This is a genomic window from Streptomyces pseudogriseolus (assembly GCA_002154585.1).
Classification (GTDB): domain Bacteria; phylum Actinomycetota; class Actinomycetes; order Streptomycetales; family Streptomycetaceae; genus Streptomyces; species Streptomyces pseudogriseolus.
The window spans coordinates 1-19,165 of record MUNG01000030.1 but is presented as its reverse complement, the minus strand read 5'-3'; the positions used below and the strand labels follow the sequence as shown (position 1 = coordinate 19,165).

Sequence of the window (19,165 nt, the reverse complement as noted above, 5' to 3'; positions counted from 1 at the left end):
CCGTAGGCGTGTTCGACGCGGGAGACGATCTGGACGTGCCGCAGGCTCGTCCAGGCCGCCGTGGTGGCGGTCCCGGTCTCCTCCGTCACCTCGGCGGCGGGTATCTGGAGCACCTCGGCGACGAGGGCGGTCAGTCCGCTCAGGTCGGTGGGCTCGGTCAGTTCGGCCATCGGTCCTCCGTCCTCGGGTCCGCGGGACCGGACCCCGTCCAGGTGGCGGGCGGCCGTGCCTCCACCTCGCGGGCCACTTCCTCCAGTTCGGCGCGGATCCGCGCGTCGAGTTCCCGGAACGGCGCGCCCAGCCGTCCGGTCAGCTCCCGGTGCCAGTCGCCGGCCCGGAGCCGCTCCACCTCGGCCGGGTCGCGGGTGTCGTCGCCCTTGCTGTGGGGGCCCAGCCGGTGGGTGGTGAACTGCACGACCGCCGGGCGGTGTTCCTCGCGGACCCGGCGCACCACGGGGGTGAGCCGCTCCCGGATGCCGGGGATGTGGTGGCCGGTGATCTCCACGAAGTCGATGCCGAAGGCGGCTGCCCGGCCGGCGATCGAACCGGCCATCTGGGCGTGCGTCGGGGTGGACTGGGCGATCCCGTTGTGTTCGACGACCACGAGGACCGGTACCTGCCACAGCGCGGCCATGTTGAGCGCTTCGTAGACCGCTCCCTCGCCCCAGGTGCCGTCGCCGACGAACGCGGCGGCGATCCGGCCGTCTCCCGTGCGCTTGCAGCGCAGTCCGATGCCGACGGCGAGCGGCAGGCTCTGGCCCTGCACCCCGGTGGAGAGGTAGCCGTCGCGGCGGATGTGCTGGCTGCCGCCGACGCCCGAACACACCGCGCCGGCGCGGCCCATGATCTCCGCGAGCAGTCCGGCGGGGTCCCGGAACAGGGCGAGGTAGTGGCCGTGGCCCCGGTGGTTGCTGAGCACGTGGTCGCCGGCGAGCAGCGGGGCCAGGGAGACCGGCACGTACTCCTGGCCGAGACAGGTGTGCGTGGTGCCGTTGAGCCTGCCCTCGGCGAACATCCGCAGCAGCAGGTTCTCGAAATGGCGGATGGTCAGGAGGGATTCCAGGTCCTCACGCCCGGGTACGGCGGAGGGTTCCGCGAGGGACGGGGCGGCCGGTGGGGGTGCGGCGGCCGGGGCGGCCGGTGTACGGCTCGGTTCCGGCGGACGCGCGGTCATGGCGGAACTCCTCCCTGCGGGGCTGGACTTCGTGCACACCACGTGATCGGTCGCCACGCTAGGACGCGCCGTTCTCAATCCGGTGCTCGATCCGGTCTCATCCGCCGGCCCTCGCTCTCCGGCGTCTCTTACCTCGTTCTCAGCGTGGTTGCGCCCGCTTCGCACCCGCCCGTTAACTGGCCGGAATCCCGGCGGGAAGCGGCCGCCCCGTGGTCCGGGGCAAGGCCTCCGCCTGCCGTCGTTCCGCCCCCGCGCACTGCCCGTGCGGCGGGTCCGGCCGCCTGCGAAGGAGTCAGAAGATGCCGCCGTCCCCCCAGGTGCTCATCGTCGGCGCCGGACCCGCCGGGCTCGCGCTCGCGGCGGAACTGGCCGGCTTCGGCGTCTCCTGCCAGGTGGTCGACAAGCGCACCGGGCGCAGCCGGCTGTCCCGTGCCTGCACGGTCGAGCCACGCACCCTGGAACTCCTCGACATGCGCGGCCGGGTGGGTGACGTGCTGGCCTGGGGGCGGGAGTGCCCGCATCCGCCGCTCGGCAACGAGGACGGTTACCTGGACTACGGGCTGCTCGACACGCCGTTCCCGTTCAGCCTGTCCATCCCGCAGGCGCGGACCGAGGACGCGTTGCAGGCCGCCGCCGAGAAGGCGGGCGCGGTGCTGCTCTTCGGGACCGAGATGACCGGGCTGTCGCAGGACGACGACGGGGTCGACGTCGAGCTGACCGGTCCGGAGGGTCCGGCCACCGTACGGGCCCGGTACGTCGTCGGCTGTGACGGGGTGAACTCCACGGTCCGTGACGCCCTCGGCGTGGAGTTCGACGGCTGGAACTACGACCAGTCGCTGATGATGGCCGACGCCCGGCTGAGCGGTCCGCCGGGGCCGGCCGAGTACGCGCGGATCACCCGGCGCGGCATGGCGGCCCTGTTCCCGTTCCGGGACGGCACGTACCGGGTCATCGTGCTGGACCGGGAGAAGTTCACCGTCCCCGCCGACGAGCCGCTCACCCTGGAGGACCTGAGCGAGAGCTGCGCCGCCATCCTGGGCGCGGACATCGGCATCCACAGCCCGCTGTGGCTGTCCCGGTTCCGCAGCTCGCAGCGGCACGCGAAGACCTACCGCGTCGGCCGGGTACTGCTCGCGGGGGACGCCGCGCACACGCACATCCCGTCCGGCGGGCAGGGGCTCCAGACCGGCATCCAGGACGCGTTCAACCTGGGCTGGAAGCTGCGGGCGGTGCTCGACGGATGGGCACCGCGAGGGCTGCTCGACAGTTACGAGGCGGAGCGGTACCCCATCGCGGCGGAGACGCTGCGCAAGACCGACCTGTCCTTCCGCTTCGAGACGTCCGACAGTCTTCCCGCGCGGGTGCTGCGGAAGGCGGCGATGTGGTCGATGCGGATCAGGCCGGTGCACCGGCTGAACGTGCTGCACCTGTCGGGGCTGACCTTGCGCTACCCGGCGGACAAGGGTGACCGGTGGTCGGGCCGGCGGGTGCCGGACCGGCCCCTCGTGGCGGCCCCCGGCGGCCCGGAGCGGCTGTACGAGTTGTTCCGGAGCGGGCACTTCGTGCTGACCGGCACGGGCGGCTGTCCGCCCGCCGCCGCGGGCTGGGAGGAACGGCTGCGTACGGGTGTGCTCGCCGAACCCCTCGGCACGGGGTGGCCCGCGCATGTGCTGATCCGGCCGGACGGGTACGTGGCCTGGGCGGGCGTCGAACCCGGCCGGGGGCTGACGAGGGCGCTGCGCCGCTGGTGCGGTGAGCCGCGCACGGTCGCCGGCTGATCCGGGGTTCCGGTGTCCTCCGCGTTGTTCGTCGCGCTCGTGCTGCCGGCCCTCGCCGGTGCCCACTTCTACGTGTGGTGGCGGACGGTTCGCGCCACCACGTCCCCGGGTTCGTGGTGGCGCCGGGCCGGTACGGTCCTGATCGTGCTGCTGGGGCTGCTGCTGGTGGCCGCGCCGCCCGGGGAGCGCGCGCTGCCCCCGGCGCTGGCCACCGCGGTGGGCTGGCCCGGCTTCACCTGGATGGCGGGTCTTCTCTACCTGACGCTGGCACTGTTGGCAGGTGAGGCGGTCCGGCCCTTGCTGATGCGGGTCGCGCGGCGGCGCCTCGCCGGTGACACGGCCGCCGAGGACGGACGGGGGCGGTCGCGCGGTGCGGACTCCGCGCCCGGTCCGGACGTCCCGGTGCCCGCCTCGGCCGACGGACTCCTGGCCTCCCGGCGGCTGTTCGTGAGCCGCGTCGTCGCCGTCGCCGCCGGGACCGCCGCCGGCGCCGCCGTGGGGTACGGCGCGTACACCGCGCTGGGGCCGCCCCGCGTCAGGCACCTGGTCGTGCCCCTCGCCCGGCTCGGCCCGCAGGCCCACGGCTTCCGGATCGCGCTGATCAGCGACATCCATCTGAACGTGCTGGTGGGGCGGTCCCGCACCCGGCAACTGGTGGACCTCCTGAACAGGACCGAGCCGGACCTGGTGGCCCTCGTGGGGGACCTGGTGGAGGACGCCGACGTGAAGGTCCAGGGGCGGGCCGCCGAACCGCTCAAGGATCTGCGGGCGCCGCACGGCGCGTACTACGTGACCGGGAACCACGAGTTCTACTCGGGCGCCGAGCAGTGGGTCCGCTTCGTGAGAGGGCTCGGGCTGCGTCCCTTGCGCAACGAGCGGGTCGCCCTGCCGGGCTTCGACCTGGCCGGGGTCGAGGACGCGAGCGGCGCCGACCACGGCGCCGGCCCCGACTACGAGGCCGCGCTCGGCGGACGGGACCGGGACCGGGCCGTCGTCCTCCTCGCCCACCAGCCGGCGCAGGTCACGCAGGCCGCCCGGTACGGGGTGGACCTCCAGCTGTCCGGCCACACCCACGGCGGTCAGCTGTGGCCCTTCACCCGTCTCGCGTCCCTGGTCGAGCCGGACGTCGCCGGGCTGAGCCGGTACGGGGACACCGTGCTGTACGTGAGCCGGGGCACCGGCTTCTGGGGACCGCCCGTCCGCCTGGACGCCGACCCCGAGATCACCGTCGTGGAACTGGCGTCGCCCCGCGCCTGACCGTGTGCGCCACGGCCGGGCGCGGGGCGTCGCCGGCGGCTCAGTGGTCGCCGTACCCGTTCAGCAGCGGCAGGCCCGCCATGTACCGGCGGAAGTAGCCCGCGGTCGGGGTGCCGGCCTCGGCGACCTGGTCGGGGGTGCCGGCCGCCACGACCGCGCCGCCGTCCGGTCCGGCGCCCGGGCCCAGGTCGATCACCCAGTCCGCGGAGGCCGCGACGGGGATGTCGTGCTCGGCGACGACCACCGTGTTGCCCGACTCCAGGAGCAGGTCGAAGGCGTCCACCATGCGCTGGATGTCGGAGGGGTGCAGGCCCGAGACGGGCTCGTCCAGCACGACCAGTCCGGCCTTGCGGCCCGCGGAGCCGCGCTGGATCGCCGACGCGAGTTTGAGGCGCTGCGCCTCGCCGCCGGAGAGTTCGGTGGCGTTCTGGCCGAGTTGGAGGTAGCCGAGGCCGACCCGGTCCATGGCCTTCAGCGTCTCCGCCAACTGCCGGTTCTCGGTGAGGCGTTCGACGGCCTCGGCGACGGTCAGCTCCAGCACCCCGTCGATGGTCAGTCCCCGGTAGGTGATCTCCAGGGCCTCCGGTGTGTAGCGGCGTCCCTCGCAGGCGTCGCAGACCACCCACACGTCCGGCAGGAAGTGCATGTCGACCAGCTTGCGGCCGTACCCGGTGCAGACCTCGCAGCGTCCGCCGTTGGCCGTGTTGAAGGAGAACCAGGATGCCTTGATGCCGCGCTTGCGTGCCTCGTCGGTCTCCGCGAACAGCTTGCGGACGACATCGAAGGCCTTGCTGTAGGTGGCGGGGTTGGAGCGGGGGGTGCGCCCGATCGGCTCCTGGTCGACCACGGCGACCCAGCCGAAGGTGCCGGCGCCGGTGACCCGGCGGACGGCGTCGGTCGCCGTTCCGGCGAGAGCCGCCTCGGTGCCGGCGCCCAGGGCGCCGAGGAGGCTGCTCTTGCCGCTGCCGCTGACCCCGGTCAGGCAGGTCAGCCGGCCCACGGGGAAGCGGACCAGGTCCGCTGTCACGTTGTGCGCCGACAGCCCGTGCAGCTCCACCCACCGGGTGCCCTCCCCGACCGGCCGGCGGGTGCGGCGCAGCCGCGGTCCCTTCCCGGCGAGGTAGTGGCCGGTGAGCGAGTGGGGATGCCCGGCGACGTCGGCGGGGGTGCCGGAGACGAGCACCTCGCCGCCCAGGCGCCCGGCGCCCGGTCCCATGTCGATCACCCAGTCGGCGCGGGCGATGAGTTCCGGGTCGTGCTCGACGAGCAGCACGGTGTTCCCGGCGGCCCGCAACTCCAGCGCTATGTCAAGCAGATGCGCCTTGTCGGCGGGGTGGAGACCGGTGCCCGGTTCGTCGAGCACGAAGATGATGTCGCTGAGTTCGGTGCTGAGCTGGGCGGCGAGCCGGGTGCGCTGGAGTTCGCCGCCGGACAGGGTGGCCGCGCTGCGGGACAGCTGGAGGTGGGCGAGGCCGAGACGGTCCAGCACCCGGAGTCTGCGGGCGAGATCCTGCAGGAGCGGTTCGCCGACCGTGCGCTGTGCGGTGTCGAGGCCGGAGGTGACCCGGTCGCCCCAGGCGCGTACCTCGCGGACGTCGGCCTCGAGAAGGTCGGGGTAGGCGAGTCCGCCGAGCCGTACCGACCGGGCGATCTCGTCGTAGCCGCTGCCTCCGCAGGTGGTGCAGGGCATCTTGCGCATGTACGGCAGGTACCGCTCCTTCGCGGTGGGTGTCGCCGCGTTCGCGAAGACCCGCTCCACCTCGGCGAGCGCTCCGCGCAGCGGCTCGCTGGAGGTGTACGTCCAGGAGGACGTCTCGTTCTTGTTCGGCATGTCGACGGTGGCTTCGATCTTCTCGTCCCCCGTGCCGTACAGCACCTCGTGCCGGAACCGCTCGGGCAGCGACTGCCAGGGCAGACCGAGGTCCACGCCGCGCTTCTCGGCCAGTGCGGGGATGAAGGCGTGTTCACCGGAGCGCCACTTCGCGTACCACGGGGAGGCTCCCTCGAAGAGGGGCAACTCCGGCCGCGTGATGATGAGTTCCTCCTGCGCCTGCCAGAGTCCGCCGACGCCGTGGCAGGCGGAGCAGCTTCCCTCCGGGGTGTGCCGGTCGAAGTGGGCGGAGCTGAGAGGGCCGTCACCGGGGAGCGGGTCCGGACCGATGGCGGGGAGCCGGGAGTAGAGCAGTCCGAGGTGGCCGTCGATGCCGGTGATGGTGGCGACGGTGGAGCGCGGATTGCGGTTGAGCCGGCGCTGGTCGACGGCGAGGGTGGCGCCCAGGCCGAGGACCCGGTCCACCTTGGGGCGGTTGCGCTGGGTGATGTACTGCCGGACGAACGGCGAGAGCCCTTCGAGGTACCGGAGTTGTGCTTCGTTGTGGAGGGTGTCGATCGCTAAGGAGGTCTTGCCGCTGCCGCTGACGCCGGTGAAGGCCACCACCCGCCCCTTGGGGATGGTCACGGCGACGTCGCGGAGGTTGTTGGTCCGTGCTCCCACCACCTCGATGGTCTCCGAGGTGCGCACGCTTGCTGTCATGGTTTCAGTCCTCTCCCCTACGACGGGAAGGGGGACGCACGGGACCGGAGCGCCCGGGAGGGCCGGGTCTCCTCGTCCTGAGCCTCTTGAAGGCCCTTCCCGGATGGATCACCGAGACTACTACGCGACGCCGACCGCACTTCTCCGGGAGAGTCCTTCGAGCAGCTCCAGGGCACGGTCCGTCGCCTCGTACGGCACGAAGAGGTGGTCGTGGTGGAATCCGGCCACCACGTTGCAGCTCATCCCGGCCCCGGCGAGTTCCCGGGCGACGGCGGCGGTCAGGCCGACCGCGTCCAGGGCCGAGTGCACCCGCAGGACCAGCCACCCGGCCACGTAGTCGTACCGGAGCCCTGCCGCTTCGGCGTCCTCCTGCCGCAGCACCAGGGTGAGTCCCTCCGGTTCGGTCACCGTGACGGCCGGGGTGACCCCGGGCGGGATTCCGCCGGCCACGGTGGTGAACACGTAGCGTCCCGGATTCCGTTCGGGCCGCATGTCGGTCAGGAGTCGTCGCAGGTCAGTTTCACCGGGCACGACAGACACCCTATACAGCCGGGCGGACCGGGCACGCACCGTGACGTGTCGCTCCTTCGGTGGAGACAGCGTCAGGTGATGACGCGCGGGCGCCTGGTCATTGCACTCGGGCGGTCAGCCCCTCCAGCGCGGGGATGACCGTGCGGAGGTCGTCGCCCTCCACGGCCGTGCTCGCCAAGGCGCGGACGTCGTCGGGGGCGTTGAAGGCGATGCCGACGCCCACCGCGTCGAGGAGCGGGCCGTCGTCCGGACACGCCCCGACGGCGGCGCAGGCGGTGAGGGGGACGCCGAGTTCGCCGGCGCGCCGGGCCGCGAACGCCCGTTGGTCCAGGTCCTTATGCGGGGTGCCGGCGCGGCCGGTGAAACGGCCGGCGCGTGTCTCCAGGGGCCGGCCCGCGTACGAGTGGAAGCCGAACCGTTCGGCCAGGTGGGCCGCTATCGGCGCCCAGCCGAGGGAGGAGGCGACCGGGACCAGTCCGCTGCGCCAGCACCAGTCGGTGGTCTCCTGCACGCCCGGGAGCAGCGCGAGGTCCTCCAGCTCGGCGCACAGCGCCTTCTCGGACACGCCGGCCCAGTGGGCGGGGTCAGGGTCCGCGCGCAGGCCGAGGCGCTCCTCGACGTGACGGGAAAGGTTCCTTCCCTGCATCAGGACGCAGTCCACGGAGAAGAAGACGGCGCCGATGTGATCGACCATGAACACGATTCAACTATGCCATCGTCAGGGTGTCTGCTGCATGGATGTGCACGATCGCTCCCCGATGCGTGCACGGCGGCTCGCGTCCGCCTTCACGCCGGCTCCCTTCACGGAGCCGGATCGTCCGCCTCGCTCAGAAGCGGTCCGGTGAGCTCTCCCGGAGATGCAGACGCCGGGACCACTCGGGGGTGCGCAGCGCCTCGGCCGCCTCGCGGGGCACGCTGAGGTGGACGTCGCGGCTGTGGTCGTCGTCCGGGGTCGGGGTGATGAGGACGGTCCACGGGACGGGGGTCGCGGGGTGCTCGAACCAGAACGGCCGGCCGGCGCCGAACTCGATGGCGTACACGGGCAGCCGGCTCACGTTGTTCAGGGAGACGGTGTCGGCGAAGGAGTCCAGGGCCATGCGGCTGAGCACCCGGTTCACCCGGCCCGCGCGGCGCTGCGCCTCCAGGAACGCGGCCTCCTCGCGGATGCGCTCCGAGGTGACCCGGTCGAGGGCCTCGCGGACGGCCGACGCGGTGTGGGCCAGGGGCTCCTCCCGCAGCGCGCGGGCCGGCAGTGCGGCCGTGATGTTGGAGACGGCGTTGCCTCCGTAGCCGTGCGGCAGGTGCTCCGACAGCGGGCCGCGCAGGCCGACCACGATGCCGAGCCGTTCGGTGGCCGCCGGTTCCCGGTCACGGACGGCGCCCAGCACCCGCCATATGTGGGCGCTCAGGGCGTCGCCGCTGGTCGCCCGCGCGTGGTCGCCGCCGGCGCGTGCGGTCTCGCGCAGCGCGAGGACCTCCGCCGAGGGGAACCGGACCGTGAAGGTCCTCACCCGGCGGGCGCGCGCGTTGACCCGCCAGATGAAGCCGAACTTGGCCCGGCCGGTGATCACCGCGTACTGCGAGTCGTCCGGCGCGGGCGGGACGCCGGCGGCGAGACCGTCCAGGAGGGCCCGGTCGTGGGACGGGGCCCGGTGGTCGAGCCCTCGGTGGGTGCGCGACCAGTGCAGGAGGAAGTCGAGGCAGCCGCTGCCGTCCACCACGCTGTGGTTGGTCGAGACGCCGAGGACGGAGCCGCCGCCGCGCATGTGCGTGACCTTGACCGTCAGCAGCGGGGTGTCGTGTCCGACGACCCGGAAGGCGTTGACGGGGTGGATGTAGCGGCGCAGGTCGTCCCCGACGCGGTGGTCGGGGCCGTAGTCGGGCATGGGCCGGTCGGAGTCGGTCTCGGCGAACACGGCGCCGGCGTCGTCGCAGACGACGCTCAGGCCGCGGTCCGCGTCCCGGACGAGACGTCCGGTGAGCAGGGGGTAGTGGACGAGGGTGCGGCGCAGGGACTCCCGTAGCGCCTCGGTGTCCAGGCGCTGCCGGTAGTAGAAGGTGCGGGTGCTGCCGAAGGTGCCGTTCACCAGGTCGTAGACGCTCAGCCGGACGCGTTCGCCGCTCGCCTCTCCGCTGCGCACGAGCACGGTACGGCCGGCGTCGCCCGCCGCGGACCCGCTTTTCATGAACGTCTCCAGGGTGGTCGGGGTGAAGAGTTCGGTGACCGGACGCTCCAGGGTGACCTGTGCGGGGCGAGGAAATCCCTAGAGCTCGGCCGTCACGCCCGCCTCGCCGCCCTCCGGCCCGCCGCCCGGCGACGGCGGGCCGCGGTTTTGGTCTATCCCTAGAGTTGCGCGGCGGCGCTGGCCCCCGGGTGCGCCCGCGTGCTGGTCTGGAGTGCCCGATCGACACGGGCGTGGGGACCCGCTTCGACCGCGCGCCGCCGTACGTCTCGTCCCCACCGGCACACACAGGAGGCCAGCAGCCGATGGGGCACGACAAGACCGAAATCCTCGATCTGGTACGCGAATACCACCGCTCCGCCGTCTCGTCGGGGTTCGTGCCGGGTGTCACCCCGGTGCAGGCCTCCGGCGCCGTGCTCACCGAGGACGACAGGGTCGCCCTGGTGGAGGCGGCGCTCGACATGCGGATCGCCGCGGGCGTCAGCTCGCGGAGGCTGGAGCGGGCGCTGGCGAAGTACTTCGGTCTGCGCAAGGCGCACCTGACCAACTCGGGTTCCTCGGCGAACCTGCTGGCGCTCAGCTCGCTGACCTCGCCGCAGCTGGAGGAGCACCGTCTGCGGCCCGGCGACGAGGTGGTCACGGTGGCCGCCGGCTTCCCCACGACGGTCAACCCGATCCTGCAGAACGGGCTGGTGCCGGTCTTCACCGACATCGAGCTGGGCACGTACAACGCCACGCCGGAACGGGTGGAGCAGGCGATCGGCCCGCGCACGAAGGCCATCATGATGGCGCACGCGCTGGGCAACCCGTTCCAGGTGCGGGAGATCGCGCAACTGGCGGAGGACCGCGGTCTGTTCCTCATCGAGGACAACTGCGACGCCCTGGGCAGCACCTACGAGGGGCAGCTCACCGGCACCTTCGGTGATCTGGCGACGGAGAGCTTCTACCCCGCGCACCACATCACGATGGGCGAGGGCGGCTGTGTGCTGACCGACAACCTGGCGCTGGCCCGGATCGTGGAGTCGATGCGCGACTGGGGCCGGGACTGCTGGTGCGAACCGGGTGAGGACAACCGGTGCTTCAAGCGGTTCGAGCACCGGATGGGGTCGCTGCCCGAGGGCTACGACCACAAGTACATCTTCTCCCACGTCGGTTACAACCTGAAGTCGACCGATGTGGCGGCCGCCCTCGGTCTTCAGCAGCTCGGCCGGATCGACGAGTTCGGCGCCGCGCGCCGGCACAACTGGGCCAGGCTGCGTGAAGGGCTCGACGGGCTGCCGCACCTGGTGCTGCCCGAGGCGACGAAGGGCAGCGACCCCAGCTGGTTCGGGTTCGCCATCACCGTGCACCCCGACGCGCCGTTCGCGCCGGGCGCGCTGATCGACCACCTCGAGTCGAGCAAGGTCGCCACGCGGCGCTTCTTCGCGGGCAACCTCACCCGTCATCCCGCGTACGAGGGGCGGGAGTTCCGGGTCAGCGGGCCTCTGACGAACAGTGACATCACCACCGAGCGGACGTTCTGGATCGGGGTGTACCCGGGGCTGACCGACGAGATGATCGACCACAGCATCGCCACGGTGAGCGAGTACGTGACGCTGCCGCACTGACGCTCAGGATCCGCGCGCACGTGGTGGTCCCCGGCACCGACGAGGTGCCGGGGACCACGCGTGTGCGCGGCGGGTCAGCCCGCGGCCGGGACCGCGTGGCGGCCGGCCGCCCAGGTCTCCAGCAGGTCGGCGGCGCGGACGGCGCCGCCCGCCGTGCGGACCGCCTCCCGCATGCGGGCGAGCGCCGCGGGGGTCCCGGGGTCGGCGAGCAGGCCGGCCACCGCCTCCGCGAGGGCGGGCGCGGTCAGCCCGGTCCTGGGCAGGGCCCTGCCCACCCCGCACCGCTCCAGCTGCTGGGCGCTGAGGGCGAGTTCGTGGGCGCGGGGCAGCGCCACCACGGGTGTGCCGTAGTGGAGGGCCTCCATGAGGCTGCCCATGCCGGCGTGGCAGACGAAGACGTCGGCGTACGGCAGGACCTGCGGGTGCGGCAGCCAGGAGTGGGCCTCGACGTGCTCGGGCAGCGGCCCGAGGTGCGCCGGGTCGCTGTCGCGTCCCAGGGTCATCACGACGTGCCAGCCGGCCGGGTCGAAGGCCTGCGCGCACTGCCGGAAGAAGCCGGCCCGGTCCCCCGCCTCGGTCCCCAGGGACACCAGCGCCACCCGCCGGCCGTCGCCGGGCGGCGTCCACCGGGCGGAGTCCGCCGGCGGCTCGGAGAAGGTGGGGCCGACGAAGGCGAACCGGTCGTCGAAGGTGTCGCCCTCGATCTGGAAGGCGCGGGGCAGGAACACCAGGTTGCGCAGGTCCCACTCGGCGCCGTAGCGGGCCATCTCGTCGAGGCCGATGCCGTGCTCCCCCATGAAGCCGATCATCACCTTGGCGCCCTCGGCCATCACCGGGTGGTCGGCGTCCCACATCTGGGCGCGCATCGAGAACGACTCGTTGGCGGCGTGGCTCGGGCACACCTGCACCGGCACCGCGTCCAGGAGCCGGGCGGCCACCCGGCCTGCGGCGACCGTCTCGAAGTCGTAGAGGACGACGTCGGGGCGGTCGGCGGCGAACGCCTCCATGGCCGTGGGGAAGACGGTGTGCACCGTGTCCACGAGGAGGCGGTAGCCGTCCTCGGCGAGCTGGTCGGCGGTGGGATCGGCGGAGCGGTAGAAGTCGCCGCGTGCGGACGTGTAGGTGACGGCGCGGGCGCCGGTCTCCTCGACGACGGCGGCGAACCGCTCGTCGACGACGTAGGTGACGCGGTGGCCGCGCCGCAGCAGTTCGCGGGTCACGCCGAGCGTGGGGGCGATGTGGCCGAAGTCGGCGAAGAGCAGCAGGGCGTAGTGCAGGGCGGGCGCGGGGGTGCCGGACGGCATCGGCTCTCCTGGGGATCGGCCGGGCGGCGGCGCCGGCCGGCGGTGGAACGTCAGCGGGCGGTCTCGCGGAGCGCCGCGTAGTGCGCCAGGCACTCCTGGTACCCGGCGAGGATGCCGCTGTCCCGAGCCTGGGCGACGGAGATGGCCGAGGAGTCCTTGGCCGACATCAGCGGCGCCTCCGACAGGCCCCAGGGCAGGGCGAGTTCGGGGTCGAAGGGGTCGATGTCGACCTGGGTGCCGGGCACGAACTCGGTGGAGCACAGGTACGACACACAGGTGTCGTCGGTGAGGGCGAGGAAGCCGTGGACCAGGCCCTCGGCGACGAACAGGGTCTCGCCGGACTCGGCGGACAGTTCGTTCACCTCGTGCACGCCCCAGGTGGGCGAGCCGACCCGCAGGTCGACGACGATGTCGAGGACCGCGCCCCGCACCACGCACACGACCTTGGCCTGGCCCGGCGGGAGCAGCGTCCCGTGCAGTCCGCGCAGGGTGTGGCGGCGCGAGACCGAGTAGTTCACCTGCGCGACGGTCACGGGACGGCCGATCTCCTCGGCCAGCCGGTCGTGGCGGAACGACTCGTAGAAGGTGCCGCGCGCGTCGCGCAGGTGGCGCGGGGTGATGTGGAACGCGTCCGGCACGGCCATCTCTCGAACCTTCATGGTGGCACCACGGTAGGAAACGCCGTTCGAGGAGCCGTCCAGAACCGGTCCAGGACCGGTCGGGGACCGATCGGGTGGACGGAACCTCGAACGATCCTGGAGGAGGCCCGGAGGGATCCTGGACCGGCGGGTGCCAAGGTGACTGGCGAGGCCCCGCGCGTCCGCTCGCGAGGGCCGGCAGGAGGCGAACGGGCACCCGTCGGCGGGCCCGGGAGGAGAGCCGCATGACGCAGGTCGGTGTGCCGGGGCGACCGGACGGGCCGGACACGGGGTCCGGCCGTGTCGTCGTCCTGGGAGCGACCGGTTTCGTCGGCGGGCACGTGGGAGCGGCGCTGGACGCGGCCGGGTACGAGGTCCTGGCCGTCGCGCGCCGCCCGCTCAAGACTCCGGCGTCCTGGCGGTTCCGGCCGATGGATCTGGTGCACGGCGGTCCGGAGGCCCTGACCTCACTGATCGAGACGGAACGGCCGGTGGCGATCGTGAACGCCGCCGGCGAGGTGTGGTCGCCCGACGCCGAGGGGATGCGCCGCAACAACGAACTGCTGGTGGACCGGCTGCTGGCCGCGGTCGCCGCGTCCGGGGCACGGCCCCGGCTCGTCCAGCTCGGGTCGGTGCACGAGTACGCGCCGCAGCCGCGCGGGGTGCTGCTGACGGAGTCCTCGCCGGAGGAGCCGGTGTCCGACTACGGCCGGACCAAGCTCCGGGGCAGCCGGGCCGTTCTGCGCGCGGTGCGGGCCGGGGAGGCGGACGCGGTGGTGCTGCGGCTGTCGAACGTCATCGGCGCCGGCACGCCCACGGCCAGCCTGCTGGGGCAGGTGGCGGCGCAGCTGCTCGCCGGGAGCGGGGACGGGGCGCCGGCGCAGGTGCGGGTCGCGCCGCTGCGCAGCAGCCGTGACTTCGTCGACGCGCGGGACGTCTCCCGCGCGGTGGTCGCGGCGCTGCGTGTCCCCGGCGCCTCGGGGCGGGTGCTGAACATCGCCAGCGGCGTCTCGCAGCACGTCCGGGACATGGTCGATCTGCTGCTGGCGATCAGCGGCCGGCCGGCCACTCTGGTGGAGCGGGGCGCGGCCGGGCTGCGTCCGGCCGGGGACGACGACTGGATGGGCGTGGACGTGTCGGCGGCGCGCGGGGTGCTCGGCTGGGAGCCGGTGCGCACGCCCCGGGACATGGTGGGCGACCTGTGGCGGGCCGCGGCGGGCCGGGAGTGACCGGGCGGGGCGCCTGGGCGCCGGCGGGCGGCGTCAGCCCGGCAGCAGGTCCAGGTCCGCGGTGCTGACCTTGTCGGTCAGGACGTGCTGGCGCAGCCGCTGAAGCCCGGGCGAGGGGTCCAGGCCGAGCTCGTCGCGCAGGGCGACGCGCAGCTGCTGGTAGACGTCCAGTGCCTCGCTGCGCCGGCCGCACCGCTGGAGGGCGATGATCAGGGTCCCCTGGAACCACTCGTGCAGCGGGTGCGCGCACGCCAGTTCCTTGAGGTCGCCGACGAGTTCGCGGTGCCGGCCCAGCCGCAGGCCCGCGGTGATGCGCATCTCCTGTGCCTGGAGGTGCAGTTCCCCCATGCGCAGGGCGTATCCGCGCAGCAGGGGGCCGTGGGCCACGTCCGCGAAGAGCGGTCCCTCCCACAGGTCCAGCGCACGGCCGGTGAGGGTCTCGGCGGCGGTGAGGTCGTCGCAGGCCAGCGCGGTGCGGGCGGCGCCGGTCAGCGCGGTGAACTCCTCCGCGTCGTACTCGTCGGGCTCCACCCGCAGCAGGTAGCCGTGCGGGTGGGTGACCAGCGGGCCGTCGGCGGGATCCGCCGGTTCCTCGCCGTCCTGGAGCGCCCTGCGCAGCTGGTAGGCGTACGTCTGGACGGTGGTGAGCGCGCTGCGCGGCGCCCGCCCCGACCAGAGTTCCTCGGTGATGACGGTCAGCGGGACGACGGTGTTGCGGCGGGCCAGCAGGAGGGCCAGGACCTGGCGCACCTTCGGCGCCGTCGGGGTGGTGTCCCGGCCGTCGCGGACGGCCCGCAGCGGGCCGAGGGCGCGCCACCTCAGCGCGGCGCGGCTCACCGGCGCGCTCCGGGCAGGACGGCGCGGCGGGCGGCCTCCTTCCACACCTCGGGGTGGTCGCGGTACCAGGCGACGGTCTCGGCGAGGCCCTCGGTGAAGTCCTTCTGCGGCTTGTAGCCGAGTTCGACGTGCGCCTTGGTCCAGTCCACGGAGTAGCGGCGGTCGTGGCCCTTGCGGTCGGCGACGTACTCGACGCTGTCCCAGCCGGCGCCGCACGCCTGGAGGAGCAGTTCGGTGAGCCCGCGGTTGTCGAGCTCGGTGCCGCCGCCGATGTTGTAGACCTCGCCGGCCCGGCCGCGGGTGCGCACGAGTTCGACGGCGCGGACGTGGTCGTCGATGTGCAGCCAGTCGCGCACGTTCATCCCGTCGCCGTAGAGCGGCACCTTGGCGCCGGTGAGCAGGCGGGTGACGAACAGCGGGATGATCTTCTCCGGGAACTGGTGGTGCCCGTAGTTGTTGGAGCAGCGGGTGACCCGCACGTCGAGCCCGTGCGAGCGGTGGTAGGAGAGGGCGACCAGGTCCGAGGCCGCCTTGGACGCGGCGTACGGGGAGTTGGGGTGCAGCGGGTGTTCCTCGGAGGTGGAGCCCTCGGGGACCGAGCCGTAGACCTCGTCGGTGGAGATGTGCACGAACCGGTCGACCCCGTGGCGCAGCGCGGAGTCCAGGAGGACCTGGGTGCCCAGCACGTTGGTGCGGACGAACTCGGTGGCGCTGTGCAGGGAGCGGTCGACGTGGGACTCGGCGGCGAAGTGCACCACTTGGTCGTGTTCGGCCATGAGGCCGTCGACCACGGCGGGGTCGCAGATGTCGCCGGCGTGGAGGCGGTAGCGCGGCGAGTCGCAGACCGGGTCCAGGTTGGCGGGGTTGGCGGCGTAGGTGAAGGAGTCGAGGACGGTGACGGTGACGTCGTCGGGGCCCTCGGGTCCGAGCAGGGTGCGGACGTAGTGGGAACCGATGAAGCCGGCGCCGCCGGTCACCAGGATGCGCGTGTGACTCATGGGGATGCGGCGCGTCACGGGGCGTGCCGAGGGTGCGCCGTCCTCCTTCCTGTTCGAGTGGTGCGGTGGTGGCCGGCCGGCGGATGGCGGAACCGGCGCGGGGTGTCAGCCGCGCGCGGCCAGGGCGGCCAGTTCCGGCACGATGTCGTGGGGGCTGGGCATGGCGGCGGACTCGTCGCGGAGCCGGCGTGCGGCGGCGGCGTGGGAGGGGTCCTCCAGGAGGCGGCGGGTGAGGTCCGCCACCCGGTCGGGGTCGCCCTCGGAGTGGTGCAGGAAGAACCCGGCGCCGGCCTCCTCCAGGGAGCGGCCGCGCAGCTCCTGGTCGGCGACGAGGGTGGAGACCGCGAGTTGCGGCACGGCGTTCACCAGGGAGGTGGAGAAGGTGCCCCAGCCGCCGTGGTGGACGACGGCGGAGCAGCCGGGCAGCAGCGTGTTGAGGGCGACTCCGCTGACGGCCCGTACGTTGTCGGGGAGTTCGCCGAGGCCTTCGGTCTGTTCGGGCAGCAGCGCGGCGACGATCTCCGCGTCGAGGCGGGACAGGGACCGCAGGATGCCGGGCACGTCCACGTAGTCGCCGCCGTACGCCTCGGTGTTGGTGCGTCCCAGGGTGACGCAGATCCGGGGACGCTTCGGCTCCTCGCGCAGCCAGTTCTCCTGCACGGCGCGCCCGTTGTACGGGACGTAGCGCATGGAGAGGGTGTGCAGGTCGCCGGCCGGGCGCAGGCTGGGCGGGAGGGTGTCGATGGTGAACTGCCCGTTGAGGAGTTCCTCGTCGCAGCGCACGCCGTAGGGGCGGCCCCGTTCGTCGATCCAGTCGGCGAGGGGGTCCGTGCGCTGGTCCTCGGGCATGTCCTGGGCGAGTTCGACGAAGGTGGCGCGGGCGCGGCCGTAGACGTCGGCGCACCACAGCAGCCGGGCGTGGGCGGCGCCGCAGGCGCGGGCGGCGACGGCGCCGGCGTAGGCGATGGGGTCGCGTACGACGAGGTCGGGCTTCCAGTGGCGGGCGAGGGCGACGAGGTCGTCGAGGACGGGGTCGTTGTAGCGGGCGAAGCCGTAGGGGACGCTGATCTCGTACCGGGCGACCAGGGCGGCGTGGTCGACGTCGCCGTAGCCGAGGCGGCTCCAGTTGGCGACGTCCGCGTCCTGGGAGTCGCGCGCGATGACCATCTCGCTGTGGAGGTCGTGGTCACGGCCCACCGGCGCGGCGATCAGACCGGCGCCGGTGATCTCCCGGGTCAGGGAGGGGGCGTTGGCCATCAGCACCTCGTGCCCGGCGGCCATGAGGGCCCAGGCCAGCGGCACCATCGTGTAGACGTGCGACTTCTCCGGCAGGCCGGCGAACAGGACGCGCATGGGTTTCTCTCCTCGTCGGGGCCGCGGGGGCCTCTGGGGTGGTGCGCGGCGGGTCTCAGGCCGCCGGCTGCCGGTCCTCCCGTACGGATATGGCACTGAGCGGGCAGGACTCGGCGGCCTCGCGCACCGCGGCGCGCTGTTCGCCGTCGGGCCGGTCGACCAGGAGGACGGCCAGTCCGTCCTCGTCCCGCTGGTCGAAGACGCCGGGCGCGACGAGCGCGCACTGGCCGGCGCCGATGCACCGGTCGTGGTCGATGGTGATGTCCATGCCGTTTCCTGTTCGCCGGTCCGGGTCCGGGACTCCTACGCGTGCCGGGTCCTGCTCATCTTGGGGCGTCCGGGCGGGGCCGCGGCCGTGACGCGGCGCTGTCTGGGGTTTCGCCCAGACATTTCACGCGGCGGGTGCGGCCGGCGGGCGGGGCGGGCGCGGCCGGTACTCGGAAAATCCCTAGACCGCGCGGCGGCCTCTGGCTCGGCCGGCGCCGGGCGTGCTGGAGTGACCGGCGGCAACGGCAGCCCGCGGATCCGGCGGGGGTGCCGCTTCGTGCCCGCCGGGGTCCGTGTCCGGACCGGCCGTCGCGGTGCCCGTTCCGGGGTCCGGTGCGGCCCGGCCCGGCGGCGGCCGCGCCGACGGGCGCGGGGGGCGGGCGGCCGTACGACGACTTTCGTGAAAGGGGAACCCGGGTGGCGCAGCAAGGCACTTCGGACGTGCTCGACCCTACGCCGGAGGCGGCCTCCCGGACCGGCCGTGCGCCGACCGTGGAGCCGGACGGCGGCGCCACCCTGCTGGAGTGGGCGGCGCGGATGCGGCAGGACCAGCCGGCCTGGCGGGACGAGACGGGCAACGTGCACGTCTTCCGTCACGCCGACGTGCAGCAGGTGCTGTCCGATCCCGGCACGTTCTCCTCGGACACGGTGGGCCGGCTCTCGGGCGGCAAGCGGCAGGCGCCGCGCGGCACCCTTCTGCTGCTGGACCCGCCGCTGCACGGGAAGATGCGCCGGCTGGTGAGCAAGGCGTTCACCCCGAACCTGATCGCCGGTCTCGAGCCGTGGATCACCGAGCTGACCGGTGAACTCCTGGACGCCGTCACCGGGGACGGCTTCGACCTGGTGGACGCGCTGGCCAACCCGCTGCCGGTGACCGTCATCGCCCGCATGCTGGGCGTGCCGACGGAGGACCGCGACCTGTTCCAGGGCTGGGCGGACCAGTTGCTGTCCACCGACCCGGACGACCCGGAGAGCGTGCGCAGCATGGAGGAGACCGCGGTCACCATCACCGCCTACCTCCAGCGCTTCATCGAGGACCGGCGCAAGGTGCCGCAGGGGGACCTGCTGGGGACCCTGGTGACCGCCGAGCTCGACGGGGAGCACCTGGAGGACGAGGACATCGCCAGCTTCGCCACCCTGCTGCTGCTCGCCGGGCACATCACCACGTCCGTGCTCGTCGGCAACGCGCTGATCTGTCTGGACGCGGACCCGGAGCTGCTGGCCAAGGTGCGCGCGGACCGTTCGCTGATCCCGGCGGTCATCGAGGAGACGCTGCGGCTGCGGCCTCCGTTCACCCGGATCGAGCGGGTCACCACCACCGCCACCACCGTCGCGGGCATGGAGGTGGCGGCGAACACGCTGGTGCACCTGTGGCTGCTGTCCGCCAACCGTGACGAGCGGGTCTTCGACGACCCGGACGTGTTCCGCCCGGACCGCCCCAATTCCCGGCAGGCGGCGTTCGGCCACGGCATCCAC

Annotated in this window: 16 protein-coding genes; 5 read left to right on the top strand and 11 right to left on the bottom strand. The window is 73.2% G+C overall.

All coding sequences use genetic code 11. The annotated features are described in order from the left end of the window. Positions 1-157: 157 nt before the first annotated feature. Positions 158-1,174, bottom strand: a complete 1,017-nt coding sequence (locus tag CCN29_RS04390; protein ID WP_006129811.1) for a thiamine pyrophosphate-dependent dehydrogenase E1 component subunit alpha — start codon at positions 1,172-1,174, stop codon at positions 158-160. A gap of 299 nt (positions 1,175-1,473) precedes the next feature. Between CCN29_RS04390 and CCN29_RS04385 the strand changes: the two genes are divergently transcribed. Then, positions 1,474-2,952, top strand: a complete 1,479-nt coding sequence (locus CCN29_RS04385; protein ID WP_006129810.1) for an FAD-dependent monooxygenase — start codon at positions 1,474-1,476, stop codon at positions 2,950-2,952. 12 nt (positions 2,953-2,964) lie between these two features. Continuing rightward, positions 2,965-4,209, top strand: coding sequence for a metallophosphoesterase (locus tag CCN29_RS04380; protein WP_086680130.1), 1,245 nt, complete (start codon positions 2,965-2,967; stop codon positions 4,207-4,209). A gap of 40 nt (positions 4,210-4,249) precedes the next feature. On the opposite strand, the gene CCN29_RS04375 is transcribed toward CCN29_RS04380, so the two are convergent. The 4 genes from CCN29_RS04375 to CCN29_RS04360 form a co-directional block, all read right to left on the bottom strand. Next, the gene (locus tag CCN29_RS04375; RefSeq protein WP_086680128.1) at positions 4,250-6,742 is read right to left on the bottom strand and encodes an excinuclease ABC subunit UvrA; all 2,493 of its coding nucleotides are present in this window, start codon (positions 6,740-6,742) and stop codon (positions 4,250-4,252) included. Between the two features lie 120 nt (positions 6,743-6,862). Next, positions 6,863-7,273, bottom strand: coding sequence for an ACT domain-containing protein (locus CCN29_RS04370; RefSeq protein ID WP_031023442.1), 411 nt, complete (start codon positions 7,271-7,273; stop codon positions 6,863-6,865). Between the two features lie 97 nt (positions 7,274-7,370). Next, on the bottom strand, positions 7,371-7,967 hold the full coding sequence (locus CCN29_RS04365) for an HAD family hydrolase (RefSeq protein WP_031023443.1): 597 nt from the start codon (positions 7,965-7,967) through the stop codon (positions 7,371-7,373). 133 nt (positions 7,968-8,100) lie between these two features. Further along, entirely contained in the window at positions 8,101-9,459 is a 1,359-nt protein-coding gene (locus CCN29_RS04360; protein WP_031065698.1) for an acyltransferase, read from the bottom strand. A gap of 302 nt (positions 9,460-9,761) precedes the next feature. Here CCN29_RS04360 and rfbH point away from each other — a divergent pair, with 302 nt between their 5' ends. Next, positions 9,762-11,063 (top strand): lipopolysaccharide biosynthesis protein RfbH, encoded by a 1,302-nt coding sequence (rfbH, locus tag CCN29_RS04355; protein ID WP_006129804.1) that lies wholly within the window; start codon positions 9,762-9,764, stop codon positions 11,061-11,063. A 74-nt stretch (positions 11,064-11,137) separates the two neighbouring features. Here rfbH and CCN29_RS04350 read toward each other — a convergent pair whose 3' ends face one another. Next, positions 11,138-12,367 (bottom strand): macrolide family glycosyltransferase, encoded by a 1,230-nt coding sequence (locus CCN29_RS04350; protein WP_051792213.1) that lies wholly within the window; start codon positions 12,365-12,367, stop codon positions 11,138-11,140. 50 nt (positions 12,368-12,417) lie between these two features. After that, on the bottom strand, positions 12,418-13,026 hold the full coding sequence (locus CCN29_RS04345) for a dTDP-4-dehydrorhamnose 3,5-epimerase family protein (RefSeq protein WP_031023451.1): 609 nt from the start codon (positions 13,024-13,026) through the stop codon (positions 12,418-12,420). A 224-nt stretch (positions 13,027-13,250) separates the two neighbouring features. On the opposite strand from CCN29_RS04345, the gene CCN29_RS04340 reads away from it, so the two are divergent. After that, complete coding sequence (locus tag CCN29_RS04340) at positions 13,251-14,234, top strand: NAD-dependent epimerase/dehydratase family protein (RefSeq protein WP_031023453.1); 984 nt, start codon at positions 13,251-13,253, stop codon at positions 14,232-14,234. 33 nt (positions 14,235-14,267) lie between these two features. Here the strand turns inward: CCN29_RS04340 and CCN29_RS04335 are convergent, their stop codons facing one another. The 4 genes from CCN29_RS04335 to CCN29_RS04320 all read right to left on the bottom strand — a co-directional run bounded on the left by CCN29_RS04335 (position 14,268) and on the right by CCN29_RS04320 (position 17,690). Continuing rightward, on the bottom strand, positions 14,268-15,071 hold the full coding sequence (locus CCN29_RS04335; RefSeq protein WP_006129800.1) for an AfsR/SARP family transcriptional regulator: 804 nt from the start codon (positions 15,069-15,071) through the stop codon (positions 14,268-14,270). After that, on the bottom strand, positions 15,068-16,069 hold the full coding sequence (gene rfbB / locus CCN29_RS04330) for a dTDP-glucose 4,6-dehydratase (protein WP_039985975.1): 1,002 nt from the start codon (positions 16,067-16,069) through the stop codon (positions 15,068-15,070). Before rfbB ends, CCN29_RS04335 begins: the two co-directional genes overlap by 4 nt. A gap of 105 nt (positions 16,070-16,174) precedes the next feature. Continuing rightward, complete coding sequence (locus tag CCN29_RS04325; protein WP_006129798.1) at positions 16,175-17,422, bottom strand: activator-dependent family glycosyltransferase; 1,248 nt, start codon at positions 17,420-17,422, stop codon at positions 16,175-16,177. 55 nt (positions 17,423-17,477) lie between these two features. Next, a complete protein-coding gene (locus CCN29_RS04320; protein WP_031023459.1) occupies positions 17,478-17,690 on the bottom strand; it encodes a ferredoxin in 213 nt (70 codons plus the stop codon). Between the two features lie 440 nt (positions 17,691-18,130). On the opposite strand from CCN29_RS04320, the gene CCN29_RS04315 reads away from it, so the two are divergent. Then, on the top strand, positions 18,131-19,165 hold a 1,035-nt coding region (locus CCN29_RS04315), incomplete at its 3' end, for a cytochrome P450 (protein WP_086680126.1).